We start from the raw sequence: 17950 nt of genomic DNA, 5'->3' as shown, positions 1-17950 counted from the left end.
GGGGAAGGCGGCGACCTGCGCGCCGCCTTCGGTGTTTTTCAGACGCTGGCGTCCAGCGCGGCCAGAATGGCGTCGCCCATTTCGGTGGTCGAGACCGGCTCGACCCCTTCTTCGGCCAGCAGATCGGCTGTGCGCACGCCGTCGGCCAGAACTTTCTCGATCGCGGCTTCAAGGCGGTCGGCCTCGGCGCCCTGATCAAAGCTGTAGCGCAGCGCCATGGCAAAGCTGAGGATACAGGCAATCGGGTTGGCTTTGCCCTGACCGGTGATGTCCGGGGCTGACCCATGCACGGGTTCATACATCGCCTTGGGGCGGCCATTCGCCATCGGCGCACCAAGGCTAGCCGACGGCAGCATCCCCAGCGAACCGGTCAGCATCGCGGCGCAATCGGACAGGACGTCGCCGAACAGGTTGTCGGTGACGATTACATCGAACTGCTTGGGTGCGCGAACCAACTGCATCGCACCGTTATCGGCATACATATGGCTCAGTTCGACTTCGGGGTATTCCTGGCCGACGCGGGTCACGACCTCGCGCCACAGAATGCCCGATTCCATCACGTTGGCTTTCTCCATCGAGCACAGTTTCTTGTTCCGGCGCATGGCCAGTTCAAAGGCCGAACGTGCGGCGCGTTCGATTTCGGATTCGGTGTAGCGCTGGGTGTTGATGCCCACACGCTCGTTGCCTTCTTCGAAAATGCCGCGCGGCTCGCCGAAGTAGACGCCCGAGGTCAGCTCGCGCACGATCATGATGTCGAGGCCTGCGACCACGTCCTTTTTCAGCGATGAGAAATCCGCCAATGCGTCAAAGCATTGTGCCGGGCGCAGGTTGGAATACAGGTCCATCTCCTTGCGCAGGCGCAGCAGACCGCGTTCGGGTTTCAGGCTGAAGTCCAGATCATCGTATTTCGGACCACCCACGGCACCCAGAAGAACTGCGTCGACCTCCTGCGCCTTGGCCATAGTCTCATCCGACAGGGGCTTGCCGTGCGCATCATAGGCCGCGCCGCCGACCAGATCCTCGCTCACGTCAAAGTGAAGGCCGCGGTTTTCGCCGAACCAGTCGATGATTCTGCGCACTTCGGCCATAACTTCCGGGCCAATTCCGTCTCCGGGCAGGATGAGGAGCGAGGGGTTGGACATGAAGGGTCTCCTTGCGTTTTGTCGCAATGGCCCTAGCGTCTGCGCCGCATCGGGTCAATGAGACGAACCCGCCAAATCAGAAGGAAAACACATGTTGATACCGGGAAACGCCGTTCCTGATCTGAAAATCCAGACCGTGGGGCAGGGAACGTTCGATCTGGAAGCCGACAAGGGCGAAAACGGGACACTGATGATTCAGTATCGCGGTTTGCATTGCCCGATCTGTATCCGGCAGATGGGCGAGGTGGAAGCTGCGCTGGATGACTTCGCTGCGCTTGGTGTCGAAGTGATCATGCTGAGCACAGACACGGCCGAGCGGGCGGCTGAAACTGTTGGAAAAGCAGGCACCTCGCGGCTAAGGGTCGGGCACAGCCTGCCGCTGCCTGCGGCACGAGATGACTGGGGTTTGTATATGTCAAAAGGGCGCGAAGGCACCGCCGAGGCCGCATTTTTCGCCGAGCCCGGGCATTTCTATATTGCCCCGGACCGGACGCTGTATTTCGCATGGCTGCAATCGACCCCATTTGGCCGGCCGTCGGTTTCGGACATGAAAGGCGGTATCAAATACGCGCTCGACAACAGCTATCCGCCGCGCGGTACCTACACAGGGGCGCTCTGATCGCTTACAGGCTGGCCCGCAAACCTTCGGCCAACAGGTCCCAGACCCTGCGAATGCGCGGTGTCTGTCGCATCGCCTGAGGGGCGGCCAGCCACACCGGCAATACCGGAATCTCCACGTCCAGCGGCAGAATCTCGACATCCGGATCCGCTTCAGCCACCTGCACCTGGCTGAAACCGATGCCGCAGCCGGCGCGGATCAATTCCCAATAGGCGCTTTGCAGATCGCATCTTGTGGCAAAGTTGTCCCGATTGGCGGGCCAACCCTTGTTGCGCATCTCGGTGATGATCTGTTCGTTGGCGTCAAATCCGACCAGATCATGCCTGAACAGGTCCTCGGGGGTTTGAGGGCGGCCAGCCCGATCCAGATACGAGCGGGCAGCACAGAAACAAAGCGGCACGTCCCCGAGATAGCGGGATACAATGTCCACCTGTTCGGGCCTGTACATACGCACGGCGATGTCTGCCTCGCGATACAGCAGGTTTTCGCTGGTGTCCGTGGCAACCAGCTCAAGCTGTATGGACGGCTCCTGTATGCGGATCTGGGCCAGGATTGGCGGCAGAAGGTGATGCGAGGCAAAGACCGAAGCCGTAACGCGGACCGACCCTTCCAATTGCGTCGATTGCCCGGCCGCAGTCAGATTGAAGGCATTCATGGCCGCATGCATCTGCTGGGCCATCGGCAAAAGCTGTGCACCTGCATCGCTGAGGCGCAGGCCTCTTGCATGCCGTTCGAACAGGGATACACCCAAATCGGCTTCCAGGGTCTGGATCTGCCGTCCGAGCGTTGGCTGACTGCGATTGAGTTGACGCGCCGCAGCCGAGAGAGAGCCGGTTTCCGCCACTGACAAAAAGCTTTGAATCAGTGACCAGTCTGAGTGGGTGAGGGATTTATCCATTCATAGGTGAATACATGATCTGCTGTTTTCGGCAATTCCCCATGTGATGTGAATGGATATCTTGGCTCTGACAGGAGAAAGCCATGACAAAAACCGTTCTCATACTGGGGTCCACAGGCCGGTTCGGCCGAAATGCAACGGCAGCGTTTCAAGATGCGGGCTGGCGGGTCCGCACCTTCGACCGCAAAACGCAGAGTTTGCAGGCGGAAGCCCAAGGCGTGGATGTGATCGTCAACGCGTGGAACCCGCAATATCCGGATTGGGAAAGACAGGTTCCAAAACTGCACAAACAGGTGATTTCCGCCGCAACGGAAACAGGCGCCACAGTTGTCGTGCCCGGAAACGTCTATGTTTTTGACGCCAACGCGCCAGGGCCATGGTCTGCGGACACACCGCATGAGGCAACGAACCCCTTAGGTCGTATTCGGGCCGAGATGGAAGACGCTTACCGTTTCTCGCCGGTTCGCACGATCATCCTGCGGGCAGGTGATTTCATAGATACCTGTGCCTCCGGAAACTGGATCGATCAGGTTATCGCCAAGCCATTGCAAAGGGGTTGGATCACCTATCCGGGTGATCCGGACATTCCGCATTCCTGGGCCTATCTGCCAGATCTTGCAAGAACCGCAGTAGAGCTGGCGGAACGCAGGGCCAGCCTGCCTAGGTTCTGCGATGTGTCCTTTGCGGGGTATACGCTGACCGGTTCGGAACTGGCGAAGGCACTGTCGCGTGTGACCGGAGCCCAAGTCCTTGTGAAGCCGATGCGGTGGTGGCCCATATATTTGGCCCGCCCGTTCTGGCGGCTGGCGCCGCATCTGATTGAGATGCGGTATCTTTGGAATGTGCCGCACAGTCTGGACGGAACTGCGCTGCGCGACTTGCTTGGGCGGATTCCGCAAACTGATCTGGATGTTGCATTGCGTAATGCATCGCCAGAGTTTCGTGTATCGCAGTCCCAGTCATCGCACGCAGTCGGCGCCTGACGGGTGCACGCCTCAGGGTGCGGTCAGGTCGACCCAGACCAACCTGTGCCTGCTGGCGCGTTCTGCAGTTTTGCGAAGGGCGGACTCTTCTGGCGGCCAGAACAATCCCGACCCCGCAACCGTCAGATCTGAGGAAGGCAAAACATAATCCACCCGCAGTTCGCCGACCCCTTTCCAGCGAACTGTGTTGGTGTCACCCTCACCATTGCGGGGGATCGGGTCCTGCAAGCGTGGATCGGCCAGCAGTTTCCGGATTTCGTCGCGATGACCCTCGCCACCTTCGGGGTCCAGATTGGCGTCCCCGGCAATGACAAACGGGGCGGTCGGTGCCGGTCCCAAATGCCCGTCCAGAAGCAGTGACCAGAACCGAAGCTCATCGCGGTTGCGCAATCCGTTGCGGTCTTCAGGGCCGTCGAAGACAGGTGGCGTGGCATGAAACGTGAAAAGGCGCAGTTTGCCGATCGGGGTGTCGACTGGCACGACCCAATGACCGGTTGATGACAGGCGTTGCACGTCTTGCGCCTGAGCTGAGGGAAATGGCCTTTCTGCCTGCTGTGGCAGTTGCGCCCCTGGCAAATCGCGCCACAGCAGCGCGGAGAAATCCAGCGTCTCGGACTGAATGAACTTATATCGCGACAAGACCGCAAGCCCGCCGTGCCCCGTGAAACGCCCCCAACCTTGTGCATCGCCGGGTCCTTGCGTTTCGCCATCTCCATCCAGATCGAACTCCGTTTCCAGTCCGGAATTGGGCAGTACCGAATAACTATGGGGGTAGTCGAGGCCTTGGATGCGCAATTGTTCGGTGAACGCAGTCAGGGTCAGGCCGTCCAGATCCCAGTCGATACCTTGCAAGGCCACGATGTCGGGGCGAACCGCGCCCAGAACCTCGACCACTGCCTGAACCTGATCGTCACCCCGCTTTATGGCGCGCAGCAAAAGGCCCGGACCTTCCCGGCTGAGTTCTGTGTTGAAAGTCGCGACGCGCACCGTCTCTGCCTGCGCTGCGAAGGGCAGCAACAACAGGACAAGGGCGCGGATCATGCAGTCTGCGTTGACTCGGCTGTGGAGTATGCGCGGCGCTTTTCGACGATCAGCCCGGCAATGCGCAGGGTCGCCATCCCACGCATGATCATGCTGGCAGGCAGGAAGGCCCACGCACACATGGTCCAGATCAGCGTCTGCGGATTGCTGAGCGAGATGGGATTGGCAAAATCGGTCAATAGCTTGATCAGCGCGGGAATCAGGAACGGCAGAAGGATACCGATCGAGATATTCAGACGGCCATCGCGCTGCAGGCGGGTGACGACGTCACCTCCCTTGGTCGGGTCGAACAGCGGCAGATTGGTCCAGACATTGAACGCGCCGTTTCCTGTCGGCCAGCCGCGCAGCTTCACGGCATAAGCAAAGCTTGCAATTGTCACCAGGGCCGCGACATAGGCCACACTGGCGGTTGCCCGAACCAGTTCCATCATCGACTGTCCGGCGTCAGCAGGAAGCATCAGAACGATCAGCCGAACCGGTGAATATGGAAAGTCAGCCACGTTGGCTACAGCGAGGCCCATGGAATAGACCGCGCGTGTCAGCTCGGTCGGGGCATACATGTTTTTGCAGATCAGTGTCAGAAACGTGACCATCGACAACAATCCGACAAAGCGCAGCCGGTTTACGGGCGGTGCATCACGGAATTCAATGAAGCTGGGGAAGGCAGAGTTGTATTCTGCAAAGGTCAGGAAAAACGCGAGGATCGCGAGAAAGACGACAATCTCGGTTCCGTTCGTCGAAGATATCGGCAGATATAACGCAGGGGTAAGCACCATCAGTGCCACCAGTATTCCACGTATCGCCGCCCCGGTTGTGCGCGCAATCAATATTCCGAACCCTTTCAAACTGGACTGGTCAGTTCTGTGCCGACTTCATTCCAACTTGTGCCTGCCGAGTGAGTCATCGGCGGATGCCTGTTTTGATGCAAGATGAACAAAACCGGTCAATCAGCTCAAGCCAAGGGGCAGAAAACACGTGCTTTCAGGCAAAATGATGGCGCAACTGGTGCGGGATTGCATCATTTTTGACGCAAATCCGACGTGTATGTCAAATTGATACCTACATGTTGTGGGCCACGAGTTTCCAACCCCAAGAATGCGAGCGGGGCCGCCTTGGCGACCCCGTCAGGTTGAGTATCCCCAGATTCGTTTCCAGAATCAGACCCAGGGGCGGGACTGGCTGGAATGTTCCTCGAATCTGTCGATGTGATGGTCTTTTTCCATCGTCAGGCCGATATCGTCCAGACCGTTCAGCAGGCAATGCTTGCGGTGCGGGTCAATTTCGAACTCGATAACAATGCCGTCCGAGGTGGTGATCTGCTGATTTTCCAGATGCACGGTCATGCGGGCGTTTTCGCCCTTGTGTGCATCTTCCATCAGGATCGCGTGATGCTCTTCCTCGACCACGATGGGCAGGATGCCGTTCTTGAAGCAGTTGTTGAAGAAGATATCGGCGAAGCTGGTCGAGATCACGACCTTGATGCCGAAATCCTTGATCGCCCATGGCGCGTGTTCCCGCGACGAGCCGCAGCCGAAATTGTCACCGGCCACCAGAATCTCGGTGTTGCGGTAGGCGGGCTTGTTCAGGACGAAGTCTTCGTTCTCGCCGCCATGATCGTGATAACGCATCTCGTCAAACAGCACGACACCGAGGCCGGACCGTTTGATGGTCTTCAGATGTACTTTCGGGATGATCATATCGGTGTCGATATTGATCAGCGGCATTGGGGCGGCCACCCCGTGGACTTTTTCAAACTTTTCCATGTTCACACTCCTGCGGGAGAGGGCCGCGCCCATGCCCCGCGTTTAAGCTTCTTTCGATTCTGTCGTTTCGTTTGGTGCGCCCTTGACGAAGAGCGCCATGAAGACCAGACCGAACCCGTTGAACAGCATCTCGATGCCAAGCAGGATGCCCAGCAACCGCAGCAGAACCGTTGGTTCCGCAGCCGCATAAGACCAGATGATGCCTGCCAGGATGATCGACAAGATCCCCGAAATCAGGGTCGGCCAGAAAAATGACGTTCCGCGCATCTGAAATGAAAGGATGATTCGGGCAATCCCGCCTGCCATGAACAGGATCAGAACAACCGTTGCCAGCGTCAGTGTACCTTCCAGCGGGTTGTCCAGGAAGGACCAACCCAGGAACAACATCACGGCCCCCATGATGAAGGACAGGATTTTGTTACCCGTTCCTTCAACCGAAAACCCCCCGGCAACCTGCAGCACGCCGGAGATCAGCAACAGAACACCCGTAACCAGTGTGACGGCAATCGACGCCACATAAGGCGCGCCCAGCACAAAGACGCCGAACGCTATGGACAGCAGCCCCAGCAGGAGCCATTTGACCCAATCACTCATTTCAGTCTCTCCCTCAAATATCTAGATATGAGGGTAGCTTACATCAGTTCACGGACGTCTGTCAGCCGTCCTGTGATTGCCGCTGCGGCAGCCATCGCCGGGCTCAGCAAATGGGTGCGTCCGCCCCGGCCCTGACGACCCTCGAAATTGCGGTTCGAAGTCGCGGCGCAGCGCTCGCCCGGTTGCAATTGATCGGGGTTCATCGCCAGACACATCGAGCATCCCGCCAGACGCCATTCGAAACCGGCCTCTTTGAAGATGTCTGCCAGACCTTCTTCCTCGGCCTGAGCACGGACCAGACCCGAGCCGGGCACGACCATCGCGCGCATGCCGTCCTTGATCTTCTTGCCTTTCAGGATCGCGGCGGCGGCCCGCAGATCTTCGATTCGGCCATTGGTGCACGAGCCGATGAAGACGGTGTCGATTTCCACATCGCTCAGTTTCTGACCGGCTGTCAGGCCCATGTACTCGATCGAACGGCGGGCTGCATCGACCTTGCCGCCCTCGAAATCCTCGGGGTGGGGCACGGTTGCGGTGATCGGCAGAACGTCCTCGGGGCTGGTGCCCCAGGTCACGACCGGCGCGATGTCTTCGCCACGCAGGGTGACGACCTTGTCGAAATGCGCGCCTTCATCGGTGTAGAGCGTCTTCCACCAGTCCATCGCGGCTTCCCACTGCGCGCCTTTAGGGGCGTGCGGGCGGCCTTTGACATATTCAAAGGTGGTCTCATCAGGTGCGATCAGGCCAGCACGGGCACCGCCTTCGATGGCCATGTTGCAGACGGTCATGCGGCCTTCCATCGACAGATCGCGGATCGCTTCGCCGCAATATTCGATGACATAGCCGGTGCCGCCGGCGGTGCCGGTCTCACCGATCACGGCCAGCGTGATGTCCTTGGCGGTCACGCCCGGCTGCAATTTGCCGGTGATTTCCACCTTCATGTTCTTGGATTTCTTCTGGATCAGCGTCTGCGTGGCCAGAACATGCTCGACCTCAGACGTGCCGATGCCGTGAGCCAGCGCGCCAAACGCACCATGGGTGGCGGTGTGGCTGTCGCCACAGACGACGGTCATGCCGGGCAGGGTCCAGCCCTGTTCCGGGCCAACGATGTGGACAATGCCCTGACGGACGTCATTCACCGGGTAGTAGTGAATGCCGAAATCCTTGGCGTTCTTGTCCAGCGCTTCGACCTGAATGCGCGATTCGGGGTTTTCGATCCCGTTTACGCGATCCGGCGTGGTGGGAACGTTGTGATCCGGCACGGCAATGGTCTTTTCCGGCGCGCGGACCTTGCGGCCGGCCATGCGCAGGCCTTCGAACGCCTGCGGGCTGGTGACTTCGTGCACCAGGTGGCGGTCGATATACAGCAGGCTGGTGCCATCATCGGCTTCGTGCGCGACATGGGCATCCCAGATCTTGTCATAGAGTGTTTTGGGGGACATCGGTCCTCTCCCGTAAGTAATGAGAAATAGCTGGCGAGTTGGCTCAGGCGGCCGATAGGCGCGCCAGGACCGTGCGGGCAGCCCCGTAGAACCGTTCACGCAGACGCGCGCGGTCTTCCAGATTCTGAAGTTGGGCCACATTGAGTCTCATGCGGTCCAGATATAACGGCCACTCACGTCAATCAAGGTTCAATACCGGTGCAGTTCGCGTGCGGGCTTGCATCGCCTCGCACAGATCGCCAATCTGGCGGGCATGAACCAGGATTTGCTACCGGAAACGCTGTCCGAGCTTTACGCGAACATGACGGCGGCTTTTTCAGAACAGCTTGAAAATCTGATCGAATTGATCGTCACGCCGGGCTGGAGGCAGTACCAACTCGTCATCATCCTGTTCCTGTGGTTGTTGGCGTTCCTGCTGAAACTGCTGACACAGAGCCGGTGGGAGGCCTGGGCCCGCGCGCGCTCCGGCTGGCCGAAATGGCGACTGCGCATTCTGGTCCAACTGATGCGGCGCCTGACGCTCGTATATTTCACGCTGCTGTCCTGGGGACTTTACTGGGGGATGCAGCAGGCGACATGGCCCTCGCGCAGTTACATCATCGGTGTTTTTGCCACATTGGGCCTGGCCTGGCTGGCCATCGCGCTGGTCTCGCGGCTGGTGCGGAACCGAACACTGCGGCAGATATTCAAGTGGTCCATGTGGGTCTACGCAACGCTGATTGCCCTGGGGTTGACTGATGATGTGGCCGGGTTCCTGGACGGGGTGGCGATTTCCATCGGCGATCTGCATATCTCGGCGCTTGGGATCATCAAGGCTGTCCTGCTGATCGGCATCCTGCTGACGCTGGCCCGGCTTGGAACGCGCGCGGCCGAGCGCGGGCTGAAAAGCAACGACGACATTACGCCCTCGATGCAGGTGTTGCTGGCCAAGGGCATTCAGGTGCTGCTTTACGGCGCGGTTTTCATGGCCGCGATACGCACGCTTGGCTTCGACCTGACGGGGATCGCGTTATTGTCCGGTGCGATCGGTGTCGGCATCGGTTTCGGGCTTCAAAAAGTGGTGTCAAACCTGATTTCCGGGATCATCATCCTGATGGACCGCTCGATCAAGCCGGGGGATGTGATCTCGCTGGGCGATACGTTCGGCTGGATCAATGCGCTGGGCGCGCGTTACGTCTCGGTGGTGACGCGGGACGGGCGCGAATACCTGATCCCGAATGAGGATCTGATCACCAATCAGGTGGTGAACTGGTCGCATTCTGACAAGTTCGTTCGGCTGGATCTGAAGTTCGGCACCAGCTATGGCGACGATCCACACAAGGTACGTGCCACGGCCATCAGGTCCGTGAAAACGGTGGCCCGGGTGCTGAGCGGCGGCTCGCACGAACCTGTCTGCCACATCACCGGCTTCGGCGACAGCAGCGTGGACTACGTGTTGCGGTTCTGGATCAGCGACCCGACCAAGGGGCTGACGAATATCCGGGGCAATGTCTACCTGGCGCTGTGGGACGCGTTCAAGGATGAGGGGATATCAATACCCTTCCCACAGCGTGAGGTGCGCTTGCTTCCCGACGACGCAGACGCGCAACAACTCTCGAAAGAGTGAAAGGGCCGGGCGTCCTGAAACCGCCCTTTCATTGAAATGTTGCATTCCCCTTGTTACCTTAATAGTACCCCAGCGCCGGGGATTTGGCGGCGCGCAGCAAAGGAGGACTATGTCCTGTCTCTACATACACAGGCGGGTTTGCCCGCCGATGATGGTGCCAGCGTAATGGCCCACTCTCAGTCTATCAGCGACAAGCTGCTTGAACGCATCCTTTCCTCACTTTCCGATGACAAGGCCGAAGACGTCGTGCAGATCAACCTGCAGGGCAAATCGTCGGTTGCGGATCACATGGTGATTGCCTCGGGTCGGTCGACCCGCCAGGTCTCGGCCATGGCGGAAAAGCTGACGGATCGCATCAAGCAGGAATTCGGTTTCACCTCGAAAGTCGAAGGCAAGGATGCAGGCGACTGGGTGCTGATCGATACGGGCGACGTGATCGTCCATATCTTCCGCCCCGAAGTGCGCGAATTCTACCAGCTGGAAAAGATGTGGCTGCCTCAGGGCGGCAGCGCCTCGGCGAACTGAGGCGCCATCCCGGTCTGCATTAACAGGCCGGAGGCGAGAGAGACATGCGTATCAGCATAGTTGCGGTCGGGCGATTGCGCGCCGGACCGGAGAAGACCCTGCTTGACGATTATCTGACCCGATTTGACCGGACCGGCCGCGCGCTGGGCCTTGGTCCTGTGCGGGTGATCGAAGTTGAAGACAAGAAAAACGCCGGTATGGGCGCTGAGGGCGCGCTGCTGCGCAAGGCGCTGCCCAAAGGGGCTGTGATCTGTACGCTGGATGAGCGGGGGCAGGTGTTGTCCTCTCCCGATTTTGCGCGGAAGTTGGGCAACTGGCGGGATGCCGGGCGACAGGATCTGGCGCTAATTATCGGCGGGGCGGACGGAATAGATCCGGGTCTGCGCGCCGAGGCCGACTTTTCCATTTCCTTTGGGTCGATGGTCTGGCCTCACATGTTGGTCCGTGTGATGTTGGCCGAACAACTCTACCGGGCCGCAACTATCCTTTCGGGCGGCCCCTATCACCGGGTCTGACATGGCGCAGCTTCTGATCGTTTATCATTCACGCACCGGCGGTAGCCGCCAGATGGCCGAGGCTGCGGCAGAGGCGGGGCGGGATGAAGCAGATGTGGTGTTGAAAACCGCCTGTCAGGCGGTGCCTGAGGACCTGCTTCGCGCCGATGGATACATCTTCTGCGCGCCCGAGAATCTGGCGGCAATTTCGGGTCAGATGAAAGAATTCTTCGACCGCAGCTACTATCCGGTTCTGGGAAAAATCGAAGGCCGTCCGTATGCACAAATGATATGCGCCGGGTCCGATGGCCAAAATGCCGCCCGTCAGATCGCAAGGATCGCAACGGGATGGCGATTGAAAGAGGTGCAGCCCCCTTTGATTGTTTGCACCCATGCCCAGACGTCCGAGGCTATACTGGCCGAAAAGACCATCCCGGCCGACCAACTGGACAAATGCTCCGAAGTTGGGGCAGCCATGGCTGCCGGCCTCAGTCTGGGTGTGTTCTGATCGTCACTTCAACTGGACGGTTGTCGTCTCGGCGTTCCAGCCGTCTACGCTGCATCGGGCCTGAACCTGAACCTGCGACGTGCCCGCCGGAATCGTGATGCCGCTCAGGGATCGCGTGAAAGGCTGCTCGGTCTCGTGTGGATGGTGCAGAACGCGAATACCGATCTGTTCGCCGTTCATGTTGAGAATACGCCAACCATCCGCGTAGTGATCCCAGCCGGTGTCAGGGTGACGGATGGTGACGTCAAACCGCCACGTATCCCCGTTGCTGCTGGTCGTGACATTTTCGATCACGGGCGGGTCGGCGAGGGCTGGCGCAGCCAGGAGAAGGTTGAGAATCAGGTATCGCATAGTCCGAAGCTACGGTTTTGTAAGCGGATTGTTAATCATGTCTGTGTGTTTGTCTGACCGGTTGTCAGCGCAATGTGAAGAGCTGATCGGTGTGACGGTGCATTTGGACGGTACTGATCATGTGGGGCCGAAGCGGCCACCAGATGAATGCTTGTCAGTTCTCCGTTTTGGTAATATTATTTTACCAAAAGGGAGAGTTCGCCATGGAAATGCCACTGCCTGATCCGGGCGTGATTTCACGAAAGCACAGGATCACAATGCGCCTGCAACAGGTTTTGCCAAGCGATGCGATCATTCACGATCAGGCTGAAACCCGGGCCTATGAATGCGACGCCCTGACGGCATACAGGTGCCCCCCGATGCTGGTGGTTCTGCCATCAACCACTCAGGAGGTATCGGAGGTTTTGCGTATTTGCCATCAGGAGGGCGTGCCGGTTGTCCCGCGTGGTGCGGGGACGTCTCTGGCCGGAGGCGCCCTGCCAACCGCCGACTGTGTCATTCTGGGCGTCGCACGTATGAACGATGTGCTGGAGGTAGACTACGACAACCGTTTCATCCGGGTGCAGACGGGCCGAACGAACCTGAGTGTTACCGGTGCAGTCGAAGACAATGATTTCTTCTATGCCCCGGACCCCTCATCGCAACTGGCCTGCGCGATTGCCGGTAATATCGCAATGAATTCGGGTGGGGCGCATTGCCTGAAATATGGGGTGACGACCAACAACCTGCTGGGCGTGAAGATGGTAATGATGGACGGCAGCGTGGTCGAAATCGGCGGGGCGCATCTGGATTCAGACGGACTGGACCTGCTTGGCGTCATCTGCGGCTCGGAAGGGCAATTGGGTGTCGTGACCGAGGCAACGCTGCGCATCCTGCGCAAACCGGAAGGCGCCCGGCCTGTTCTGATGGGTTTTGACGATAACGAAGTCGCCGGGCAGTGCGTGTCCGACATAATAAAGTCAGGCATTCTGCCGGTGGCAATCGAATTCATGGACCGTCTGTGCATTCAGGCCTGTGAGAACTTTGCCAAAGCCGGGTATCCGGATTGCGAAGCCCTGCTGATTGTCGAGGTCGAAGGATCCGAGGCCGAGATCGACAGCCAGTTGTCGAAGATCGTCGAGATCGCCAAACGTCACAACCCGGTCGAACTGCGCGAAAGCCAGTCCGCCGAGGAAAGCGCCCGAATTTGGCTGGGGCGCAAATCGGCCTTTGGCGCGATGGGGCAGATGAACGATTATATGTGTCTCGACGGCACGATCCCGGTTTCATCGCTTCCAAAAGTGCTGCGACGTATCGGCGAGATGAGTGAGGAATTCGGACTGCCTGTCGGCAACGTGTTTCATGCAGGCGACGGCAACATGCATCCGCTGATCCTGTTCGATGCCAACAAACCGGGCGATCTTGAGAAATGCGAAGCGTTCGGTGCCGAAATACTGAAGCTATGCGTCGATGTCGGGGGATGTCTGACCGGCGAACACGGGGTCGGAATCGAAAAGCGCGATCTGATGACGCATCAGTACGGGGCGCAGGATCTTGAAGCGCAGATGGCGGTCAAGGATGTGTTCGATCCGAACTGGCTGCTGAACCCGGCCAAAGTGTTTCCACTGGATGTTTCGGCGACGCGCCGAATTGCTGCGGAGTAGGGGGCACTGCCCTCGTCACGCGATCGCCCCGAGGATTTTGGAACAGAAGAAGAGACATGAGACCTGAAACAGAGGCCGAACTGGCCGAAATGGTGGCCGGGCTGGCGCAGCCGGTGCGAATTGCCGGGGGAGGTACCCGAGGTGTGACCGGGCCGGATGCGGACCTGAGTGTGACAGGATTGCGCGGGATCACCCTCTATGAGCCGGGTGCGCTGACATTGGTCGCCCGGGCCGGAACTTCGGTAGCGGATATCAATGCCGCGCTTGATGCCGAAGGCCAGAGGCTTGCGTTCGAGCCGATGGATCATCGCGCGCTGATGGGCACAACAGGCGAGCCGACAATAGGGGGCGTGGTTGCCGCCAATGTCTCGGGGCCGCGCCGCGTGCAGGCGGGGGCGTGTCGGGACTTTCTTTTGGGCGTGCGCTATGTCGACGGTTTGGGGCAAGTGATCCGAAACGGTGGCCGGGTGATGAAAAACGTTACCGGATACGATCTGGTCAAGCTGTTGGCCGGGTCGTGGGGGACGCTTGGCGTGTTGACCGAGGTCTCGCTGAAAGTTTTGCCGCGCTCGGAAAGTTCGGCAACTCTGGTGTGGAGCGGGTGCGACTGGTCACAATCCCTGAAACTGTTCAGCGAGGCGCTGGCGTCCCCTTTCGAAGTCACGGGTGCCGCGCGACTGCCGGGCGGATCACAGATGAAACAAACAACGTCCGAGACGGTCATTCGCATTGAAGGGTTCAGTGATTCAGTCGCGTATCGGATTGGCAAACTGACGGAAATGTTCTGCGATCAGAAGCCCGACCGAATAGTGACCGACGCTGCGGAAAACGAGGCGATCTGGAAGGCTGTTCGTGATGTCGAACCCTTCGCAGACACTGCGGGAAATGTCTGGAAAACGTCCGTCAAGCCGACAGACATGCTGCGCGTCGTAGACAAGCCGGGCTGCACTCATCTTCTGGATTGGGGCGGAGGGCTGATCTGGACGCTTGCGCCCGAAGGGTTCGATCTTCGGGCCGCGCTGGAGGGGGTTCCGGGACATTCCACGCTTGTTCGGGGCCGCGATGCTGAAATCGCACAGTTTGGTCGTTTTCAGCCCGAACCTGCAGGGGTGGCCGCGCTGACGCAGGGATTGCGACAGCGGTTTGACCCGAAGGGTTTATTCAATCCGGGCCTGATGGGGTAGGGTAATGCAGACAACCTTTTCCGAAGAACAGTTGCAGGATCCCGCGATCCGAAGGTCCAACGACATCCTGCGGAGTTGCGTGCATTGCGGTTTTTGCACTGCGACCTGCCCGACCTATCAGGTTCTGGGGGATGAACTGGACAGCCCGCGCGGGCGTATCTACCTGATCAAGGACATGTTGGAGAACAATCGCGTTCCGGACGAAAAGACCGTCAAACACATTGACCGTTGTCTGTCCTGTCTGGCTTGCATGACCACCTGCCCGTCGGGCGTGCATTACATGCATTTGGTCGATCACGCGCGCGAGTATATCGATACGAACTACAAGCGCCCCTTCATGGATCGTGCACTGCGCTGGATGCTGGCGCAGATCCTGCCTTACCCGATGCGGTTCAGGTGGGCTTTGATCGGGGCAAAGCTGGGGCGGCCATTTCGCTTTCTGATGCCTGATGCGCGTTTGCGTGCAATGCTGGATATGGCACCAAAACACATCCCGCCAGTTAGCCGAAACGATGATCCGCAGTGCTTTGAGCCCAAGGGCGAACGCAAAAAGCGCGTGGCGTTGATGACAGGTTGCGCACAAAAGGCGCTGAACACCGATATCAATGACGCCACAATCCGCCTGTTGACCAGATTGGGGTGCGAGGTCGTGGTCGCAGATGGCGCCGGTTGCTGTGGAGCGTTGACCCATCACATGGGCAAGACGCGCGAAAGTCACGCTTCTGCCGCGACCAACATCCGGGCCTGGACGCGCGAGATGGACAGCAAGGGACTGGATGCCATCGTCATCAATACATCGGGCTGCGGGACAACCGTGAAGGATTACGGTCACATGTTCCGCAACGACGCGCTGGCTGCGGATGCGGAACGTGTATCTGCAATTGCCATGGATGTCAGCGAGCTTCTGATGCAGCTGGAACTTCCCGAAAGTGAAGGCCGGGGCATGAGTGTGGCGTATCACGCGGCCTGTTCGCTGCAGCACGGGCAAAAGATCAAAACCTATCCCAAGGACTTGCTGAAGCGCGCAGGTTTCACCGTGTCCGAGCCGGCTGACAGTCATCTGTGCTGTGGCAGCGCCGGAACCTACAACCTGTTGCAGCCTGAAATTTCGGCCCAGCTCAGACAACGCAAAGTGCGGACACTGGAAGCGAAAAAGCCCGACGTGATCGCCGCCGGAAATATTGGGTGCATGATGCAGATCGGTTCGGGAACAGGTACGCCCGTCCTGCACACGGTCGAGTTGCTGGACTGGGCGACTGGCGGCCCAATGCCCAGGGCCTTGCAACAAAGCCGAACAGCCGACGGCGGTGACGTACCCATTCTGAAGTAGTCGCGGTTGATGCAACGCTGCCTCAATTGTGATGGAAAAACCCCGGCTGGGCCTGCGCCCTATTTTCGCCGCACCGTTTGCGTAACAAACTGTCTTTAGCAATGCCGGAGACATGCGTGCGAAACTGGATCAGGGCCATAGCGTTTGCTGTGTTGCCAATGGCAGCCATGGCGCAGGACACGGGGCTGAAAAGCCTTGAGACTTCGGATTCCGGGCGCGAGTGGATGGCCGTCGGGCGGTTGGATATCGCCGGTACCGGTTTTTGCACCGGGACACTGATTGCACCCGGACTGGTTCTGACTGCAGCACATTGCCTTTTCGACAAATCGACGCGCCGTCGGATTGACCCCGCGTTGATCGAGTTTCTCGCTGGTTGGCGCCTGGGCCGCGCATCGGCGTACCGCGCTGCCCGGCAGGTCGTAATCCACCCAGAATACCGTTTTGACGGCGGAACCCCGTCAGAACGTGTCCGGCATGATATCGCGCTGATCGAGTTGTGGCAGCCGGTCCGGAACACAACGGTCATTCCTTTCGAAACTGGTGAACGCCCTGTGGAGGGCGAAGAAGTAGGTGTTGTGTCCTACGCACAAGACAGGGCCGAGGCGCCATCCCTGCAGGAGGTTTGTTCTGTCGTGACCGGGCAGGGGGGTGTTCTGGTGATGTCCTGCGACGTGGATTTTGGCGCTTCAGGCGCGCCGGTGTTTTCCTTTGCTGGTAATCGTCCCCGCATTGTCTCGGTCGTTGCGGCCAAGGCGATGATGGGCGGCAAGAGCGTCGCGATCGGCACGGCGGTTGAGGATGCGCTGCAATTGTTGCGTGCAGAACTGTCGGCAGGGCGCGGATACGGCTCCAAAACCGGTGATTCAGGCAAAAACATCGGGGCAAGGTTCGTAAGGCCATGATCAGGTTTCTGCTGTTCTTCCTGTTTTGTCAGTCCGTTCTGATCGGTGCTGCATCCGCCCAGACATCAAGCAAACGCACGCTGGTGGACCGCGATGATCTGTATGGATGGGAAGCGGTCGGACGATTGGATGTGGGGTCGCGGTCGTTTTGTACCGGAACGCTGATTGCGCAGGACCTGGTGCTGACGGCAGCGCATTGCGCCCTGGACAAGAAAACCGGCAAACCTTACCGGTCTGGCGAGGTGGTTTTCCGCGCCGGGCTGAGCAACGGCAAGGCGTTGGCCGAACGCAACGTGGTGCAGATCGCCGCCCATCCCGCCTATGGCGCGAATGATCCGCTTTCGCCTGAAGCGGTTCGCGCCGATGTCGCGCTCATGCGTCTGGAAAAGCCAATCCCTTACACGATTGCCGATCCCTTCGCCTTGCATGGCGGGCAAATTCTGAACAAGGAAATCACCATTGCCTCATACGGGTTGGGCCGGTCCGAGGCGATTACGCGCGAACGATCATGCCGAATTCTGGAACGACGTCTGGGTCTGATTACCTTTGATTGCGATATTACCTTTGGGTCATCCGGTTCGGCCATACTGGCGAAAAATGGCCCGCGCTGGCAGATCCTGTCCGTGGTGTCCGCCGTCGGAGTCTATGACGGAAAAAAGGTCGGATTTGGTATGGAACTGGCCGGCGTCGTGTCCGAACTCAAGTCGATCATGCGGCGGGATGCGCCGCAACCCAAGGCCTCGATCCGCCGGTTGCAGGTGGGATCGGGCAAGTCCAGCTCGGGTGCGAAATTCATCGGTGCTGGCGGGTCTTGAACTCGGCGAAATCGCTACCCATGTGAATTGTACCGGATCGCCACAACGGGGTTCGGAAAACATCACCGCCCGTCCGAACGGAGGGCAACAAATCGTGAATCGCTCAAACA

Annotated in this window: 20 protein-coding genes; 11 read left to right on the top strand and 9 right to left on the bottom strand. The window is 59.1% G+C overall.

Annotated features, from left to right (window positions below; genetic code table 11):
- Positions 1-38 precede the first annotated feature (38 nt).
- Positions 39-1142 (bottom strand): 3-isopropylmalate dehydrogenase, encoded by a 1104-nt coding sequence (leuB, locus tag ACR0JW_RS11465; protein WP_170681881.1) that lies wholly within the window; start codon positions 1140-1142, stop codon positions 39-41.
- 91 nt (positions 1143-1233) lie between these two features.
- Between leuB and ACR0JW_RS11460 the strand changes: the two genes are divergently transcribed.
- Positions 1234-1761 (top strand): redoxin domain-containing protein, encoded by a 528-nt coding sequence (locus ACR0JW_RS11460; protein WP_170681882.1) that lies wholly within the window; start codon positions 1234-1236, stop codon positions 1759-1761.
- Positions 1762-1765: 4 nt separating this feature from the next.
- Here the strand turns inward: ACR0JW_RS11460 and ACR0JW_RS11455 are convergent, their stop codons facing one another.
- A complete protein-coding gene (locus ACR0JW_RS11455) occupies positions 1766-2659 on the bottom strand; it encodes a LysR family transcriptional regulator (RefSeq protein ID WP_170681883.1) in 894 nt (297 codons plus the stop codon).
- 83 nt (positions 2660-2742) lie between these two features.
- Between ACR0JW_RS11455 and ACR0JW_RS11450 the strand changes: the two genes are divergently transcribed.
- Positions 2743-3642, top strand: coding sequence for a Rossmann-fold NAD(P)-binding domain-containing protein (locus tag ACR0JW_RS11450; RefSeq protein WP_170681884.1), 900 nt, complete (start codon positions 2743-2745; stop codon positions 3640-3642).
- A gap of 12 nt (positions 3643-3654) precedes the next feature.
- Here the strand turns inward: ACR0JW_RS11450 and ACR0JW_RS11445 are convergent, their stop codons facing one another.
- The 6 genes from ACR0JW_RS11445 to ACR0JW_RS11420 form a co-directional block, all read right to left on the bottom strand.
- Positions 3655-4683: an endonuclease/exonuclease/phosphatase family protein gene (locus ACR0JW_RS11445; protein ID WP_170681885.1), complete on the bottom strand. Its 1029-nt coding sequence runs from the start codon at positions 4681-4683 to the stop codon at positions 3655-3657.
- A complete protein-coding gene (locus ACR0JW_RS11440) occupies positions 4680-5510 on the bottom strand; it encodes a hypothetical protein (RefSeq protein ID WP_170681962.1) in 831 nt (276 codons plus the stop codon). Before ACR0JW_RS11440 ends, ACR0JW_RS11445 begins: the two co-directional genes overlap by 4 nt.
- A 330-nt stretch (positions 5511-5840) precedes the next feature.
- Positions 5841-6446, bottom strand: coding sequence for a 3-isopropylmalate dehydratase small subunit (gene leuD / locus ACR0JW_RS11435; RefSeq protein ID WP_170681886.1), 606 nt, complete (start codon positions 6444-6446; stop codon positions 5841-5843).
- A 42-nt stretch (positions 6447-6488) separates the two neighbouring features.
- Positions 6489-7040 (bottom strand): DUF308 domain-containing protein, encoded by a 552-nt coding sequence (locus ACR0JW_RS11430; RefSeq protein WP_170681887.1) that lies wholly within the window; start codon positions 7038-7040, stop codon positions 6489-6491.
- Between the two features lie 38 nt (positions 7041-7078).
- On the bottom strand, positions 7079-8482 hold the full coding sequence (leuC, locus tag ACR0JW_RS11425; RefSeq protein WP_170681888.1) for a 3-isopropylmalate dehydratase large subunit: 1404 nt from the start codon (positions 8480-8482) through the stop codon (positions 7079-7081).
- 43 nt (positions 8483-8525) lie between these two features.
- Positions 8526-8621 carry an isopropylmalate isomerase gene (locus ACR0JW_RS11420; RefSeq protein WP_480441683.1) on the bottom strand — a complete coding sequence of 32 codons (96 nt, stop codon included), beginning with the start codon at positions 8619-8621 and terminating at the stop codon, positions 8526-8528.
- A 114-nt stretch (positions 8622-8735) separates the two neighbouring features.
- Between ACR0JW_RS11420 and ACR0JW_RS11415 the strand changes: the two genes are divergently transcribed.
- The 4 genes from ACR0JW_RS11415 (at position 8736) to ACR0JW_RS11400 (ending at position 11615) form a co-directional block, all read left to right on the top strand.
- Complete coding sequence (locus tag ACR0JW_RS11415; RefSeq protein WP_480713930.1) at positions 8736-10088, top strand: mechanosensitive ion channel family protein; 1353 nt, start codon at positions 8736-8738, stop codon at positions 10086-10088.
- A gap of 165 nt (positions 10089-10253) precedes the next feature.
- On the top strand, positions 10254-10613 hold the full coding sequence (rsfS, locus tag ACR0JW_RS11410) for a ribosome silencing factor (protein WP_058276550.1): 360 nt from the start codon (positions 10254-10256) through the stop codon (positions 10611-10613).
- Positions 10614-10657: 44 nt separating this feature from the next.
- Positions 10658-11128, top strand: a complete 471-nt coding sequence (rlmH, locus tag ACR0JW_RS11405; RefSeq protein ID WP_170681889.1) for a 23S rRNA (pseudouridine(1915)-N(3))-methyltransferase RlmH — start codon at positions 10658-10660, stop codon at positions 11126-11128.
- A 1-nt stretch (position 11129) separates the two neighbouring features.
- Entirely contained in the window at positions 11130-11615 is a 486-nt protein-coding gene (locus tag ACR0JW_RS11400; protein WP_170681890.1) for an NAD(P)H-dependent oxidoreductase, read from the top strand.
- Positions 11616-11618: 3 nt separating this feature from the next.
- Here the strand turns inward: ACR0JW_RS11400 and ACR0JW_RS11395 are convergent, their stop codons facing one another.
- Positions 11619-11966 carry a hypothetical protein gene (locus ACR0JW_RS11395; RefSeq protein WP_170681891.1) on the bottom strand — a complete coding sequence of 116 codons (348 nt, stop codon included), beginning with the start codon at positions 11964-11966 and terminating at the stop codon, positions 11619-11621.
- Positions 11967-12169: 203 nt separating this feature from the next.
- Between ACR0JW_RS11395 and ACR0JW_RS11390 the strand changes: the two genes are divergently transcribed.
- From ACR0JW_RS11390 to ACR0JW_RS11370, 5 genes are all read left to right on the top strand, one after another.
- Positions 12170-13609 (top strand): FAD-linked oxidase C-terminal domain-containing protein, encoded by a 1440-nt coding sequence (locus ACR0JW_RS11390; protein WP_170681892.1) that lies wholly within the window; start codon positions 12170-12172, stop codon positions 13607-13609.
- A gap of 56 nt (positions 13610-13665) precedes the next feature.
- Positions 13666-14793, top strand: coding sequence for an FAD-binding protein (locus ACR0JW_RS11385; protein WP_170681893.1), 1128 nt, complete (start codon positions 13666-13668; stop codon positions 14791-14793).
- A gap of 4 nt (positions 14794-14797) precedes the next feature.
- Entirely contained in the window at positions 14798-16123 is a 1326-nt protein-coding gene (gene glcF / locus ACR0JW_RS11380; RefSeq protein WP_170681894.1) for a glycolate oxidase subunit GlcF, read from the top strand.
- Between the two features lie 116 nt (positions 16124-16239).
- The gene (locus tag ACR0JW_RS11375) at positions 16240-17025 is read left to right on the top strand and encodes a trypsin-like serine peptidase (protein WP_480713929.1); all 786 of its coding nucleotides are present in this window, start codon (positions 16240-16242) and stop codon (positions 17023-17025) included.
- Positions 17022-17840, top strand: a complete 819-nt coding sequence (locus ACR0JW_RS11370; protein ID WP_170681896.1) for a trypsin-like serine protease — start codon at positions 17022-17024, stop codon at positions 17838-17840. Before ACR0JW_RS11375 ends, ACR0JW_RS11370 begins: the two co-directional genes overlap by 4 nt.
- Positions 17841-17950 lie beyond the last annotated feature (110 nt).

Source organism: Ruegeria sp. BG6, from assembly GCF_056538465.1.
The sequence above is the reverse complement of the archived record's forward strand: the minus strand, read 5'-3'. Positions and strand labels throughout refer to the sequence as shown.

Coding starts and splice junctions, on each gene's coding strand:
- leuB (WP_170681881.1), bottom strand. CDS start 1,142: ATGTCCAACCCCTCGCTCCTCATCCTGCCCGGAGACGGAATTGGCCCG.
- ACR0JW_RS11460 (WP_170681882.1), top strand. CDS start 1,234: ATGTTGATACCGGGAAACGCCGTTCCTGATCTGAAAATCCAGACCGTG.
- ACR0JW_RS11455 (WP_170681883.1), bottom strand. CDS start 2,659: ATGGATAAATCCCTCACCCACTCAGACTGGTCACTGATTCAAAGCTTT.
- ACR0JW_RS11450 (WP_170681884.1), top strand. CDS start 2,743: ATGACAAAAACCGTTCTCATACTGGGGTCCACAGGCCGGTTCGGCCGA.
- ACR0JW_RS11445 (WP_170681885.1), bottom strand. CDS start 4,683: ATGATCCGCGCCCTTGTCCTGTTGTTGCTGCCCTTCGCAGCGCAGGCA.
- leuD (WP_170681886.1), bottom strand. CDS start 6,446: ATGGAAAAGTTTGAAAAAGTCCACGGGGTGGCCGCCCCAATGCCGCTG.
- ACR0JW_RS11430 (WP_170681887.1), bottom strand. CDS start 7,040: ATGAGTGATTGGGTCAAATGGCTCCTGCTGGGGCTGCTGTCCATAGCG.
- leuC (WP_170681888.1), bottom strand. CDS start 8,482: ATGTCCCCCAAAACACTCTATGACAAGATCTGGGATGCCCATGTCGCG.
- ACR0JW_RS11415 (WP_480713930.1), top strand. CDS start 8,736: ATGAACCAGGATTTGCTACCGGAAACGCTGTCCGAGCTTTACGCGAAC.
- rsfS (WP_058276550.1), top strand. CDS start 10,254: ATGGCCCACTCTCAGTCTATCAGCGACAAGCTGCTTGAACGCATCCTT.
- rlmH (WP_170681889.1), top strand. CDS start 10,658: ATGCGTATCAGCATAGTTGCGGTCGGGCGATTGCGCGCCGGACCGGAG.
- ACR0JW_RS11400 (WP_170681890.1), top strand. CDS start 11,130: ATGGCGCAGCTTCTGATCGTTTATCATTCACGCACCGGCGGTAGCCGC.
- ACR0JW_RS11395 (WP_170681891.1), bottom strand. CDS start 11,966: ATGCGATACCTGATTCTCAACCTTCTCCTGGCTGCGCCAGCCCTCGCC.
- ACR0JW_RS11390 (WP_170681892.1), top strand. CDS start 12,170: ATGGAAATGCCACTGCCTGATCCGGGCGTGATTTCACGAAAGCACAGG.
- ACR0JW_RS11385 (WP_170681893.1), top strand. CDS start 13,666: ATGAGACCTGAAACAGAGGCCGAACTGGCCGAAATGGTGGCCGGGCTG.
- glcF (WP_170681894.1), top strand. CDS start 14,798: ATGCAGACAACCTTTTCCGAAGAACAGTTGCAGGATCCCGCGATCCGA.
- ACR0JW_RS11370 (WP_170681896.1), top strand. CDS start 17,022: ATGATCAGGTTTCTGCTGTTCTTCCTGTTTTGTCAGTCCGTTCTGATC.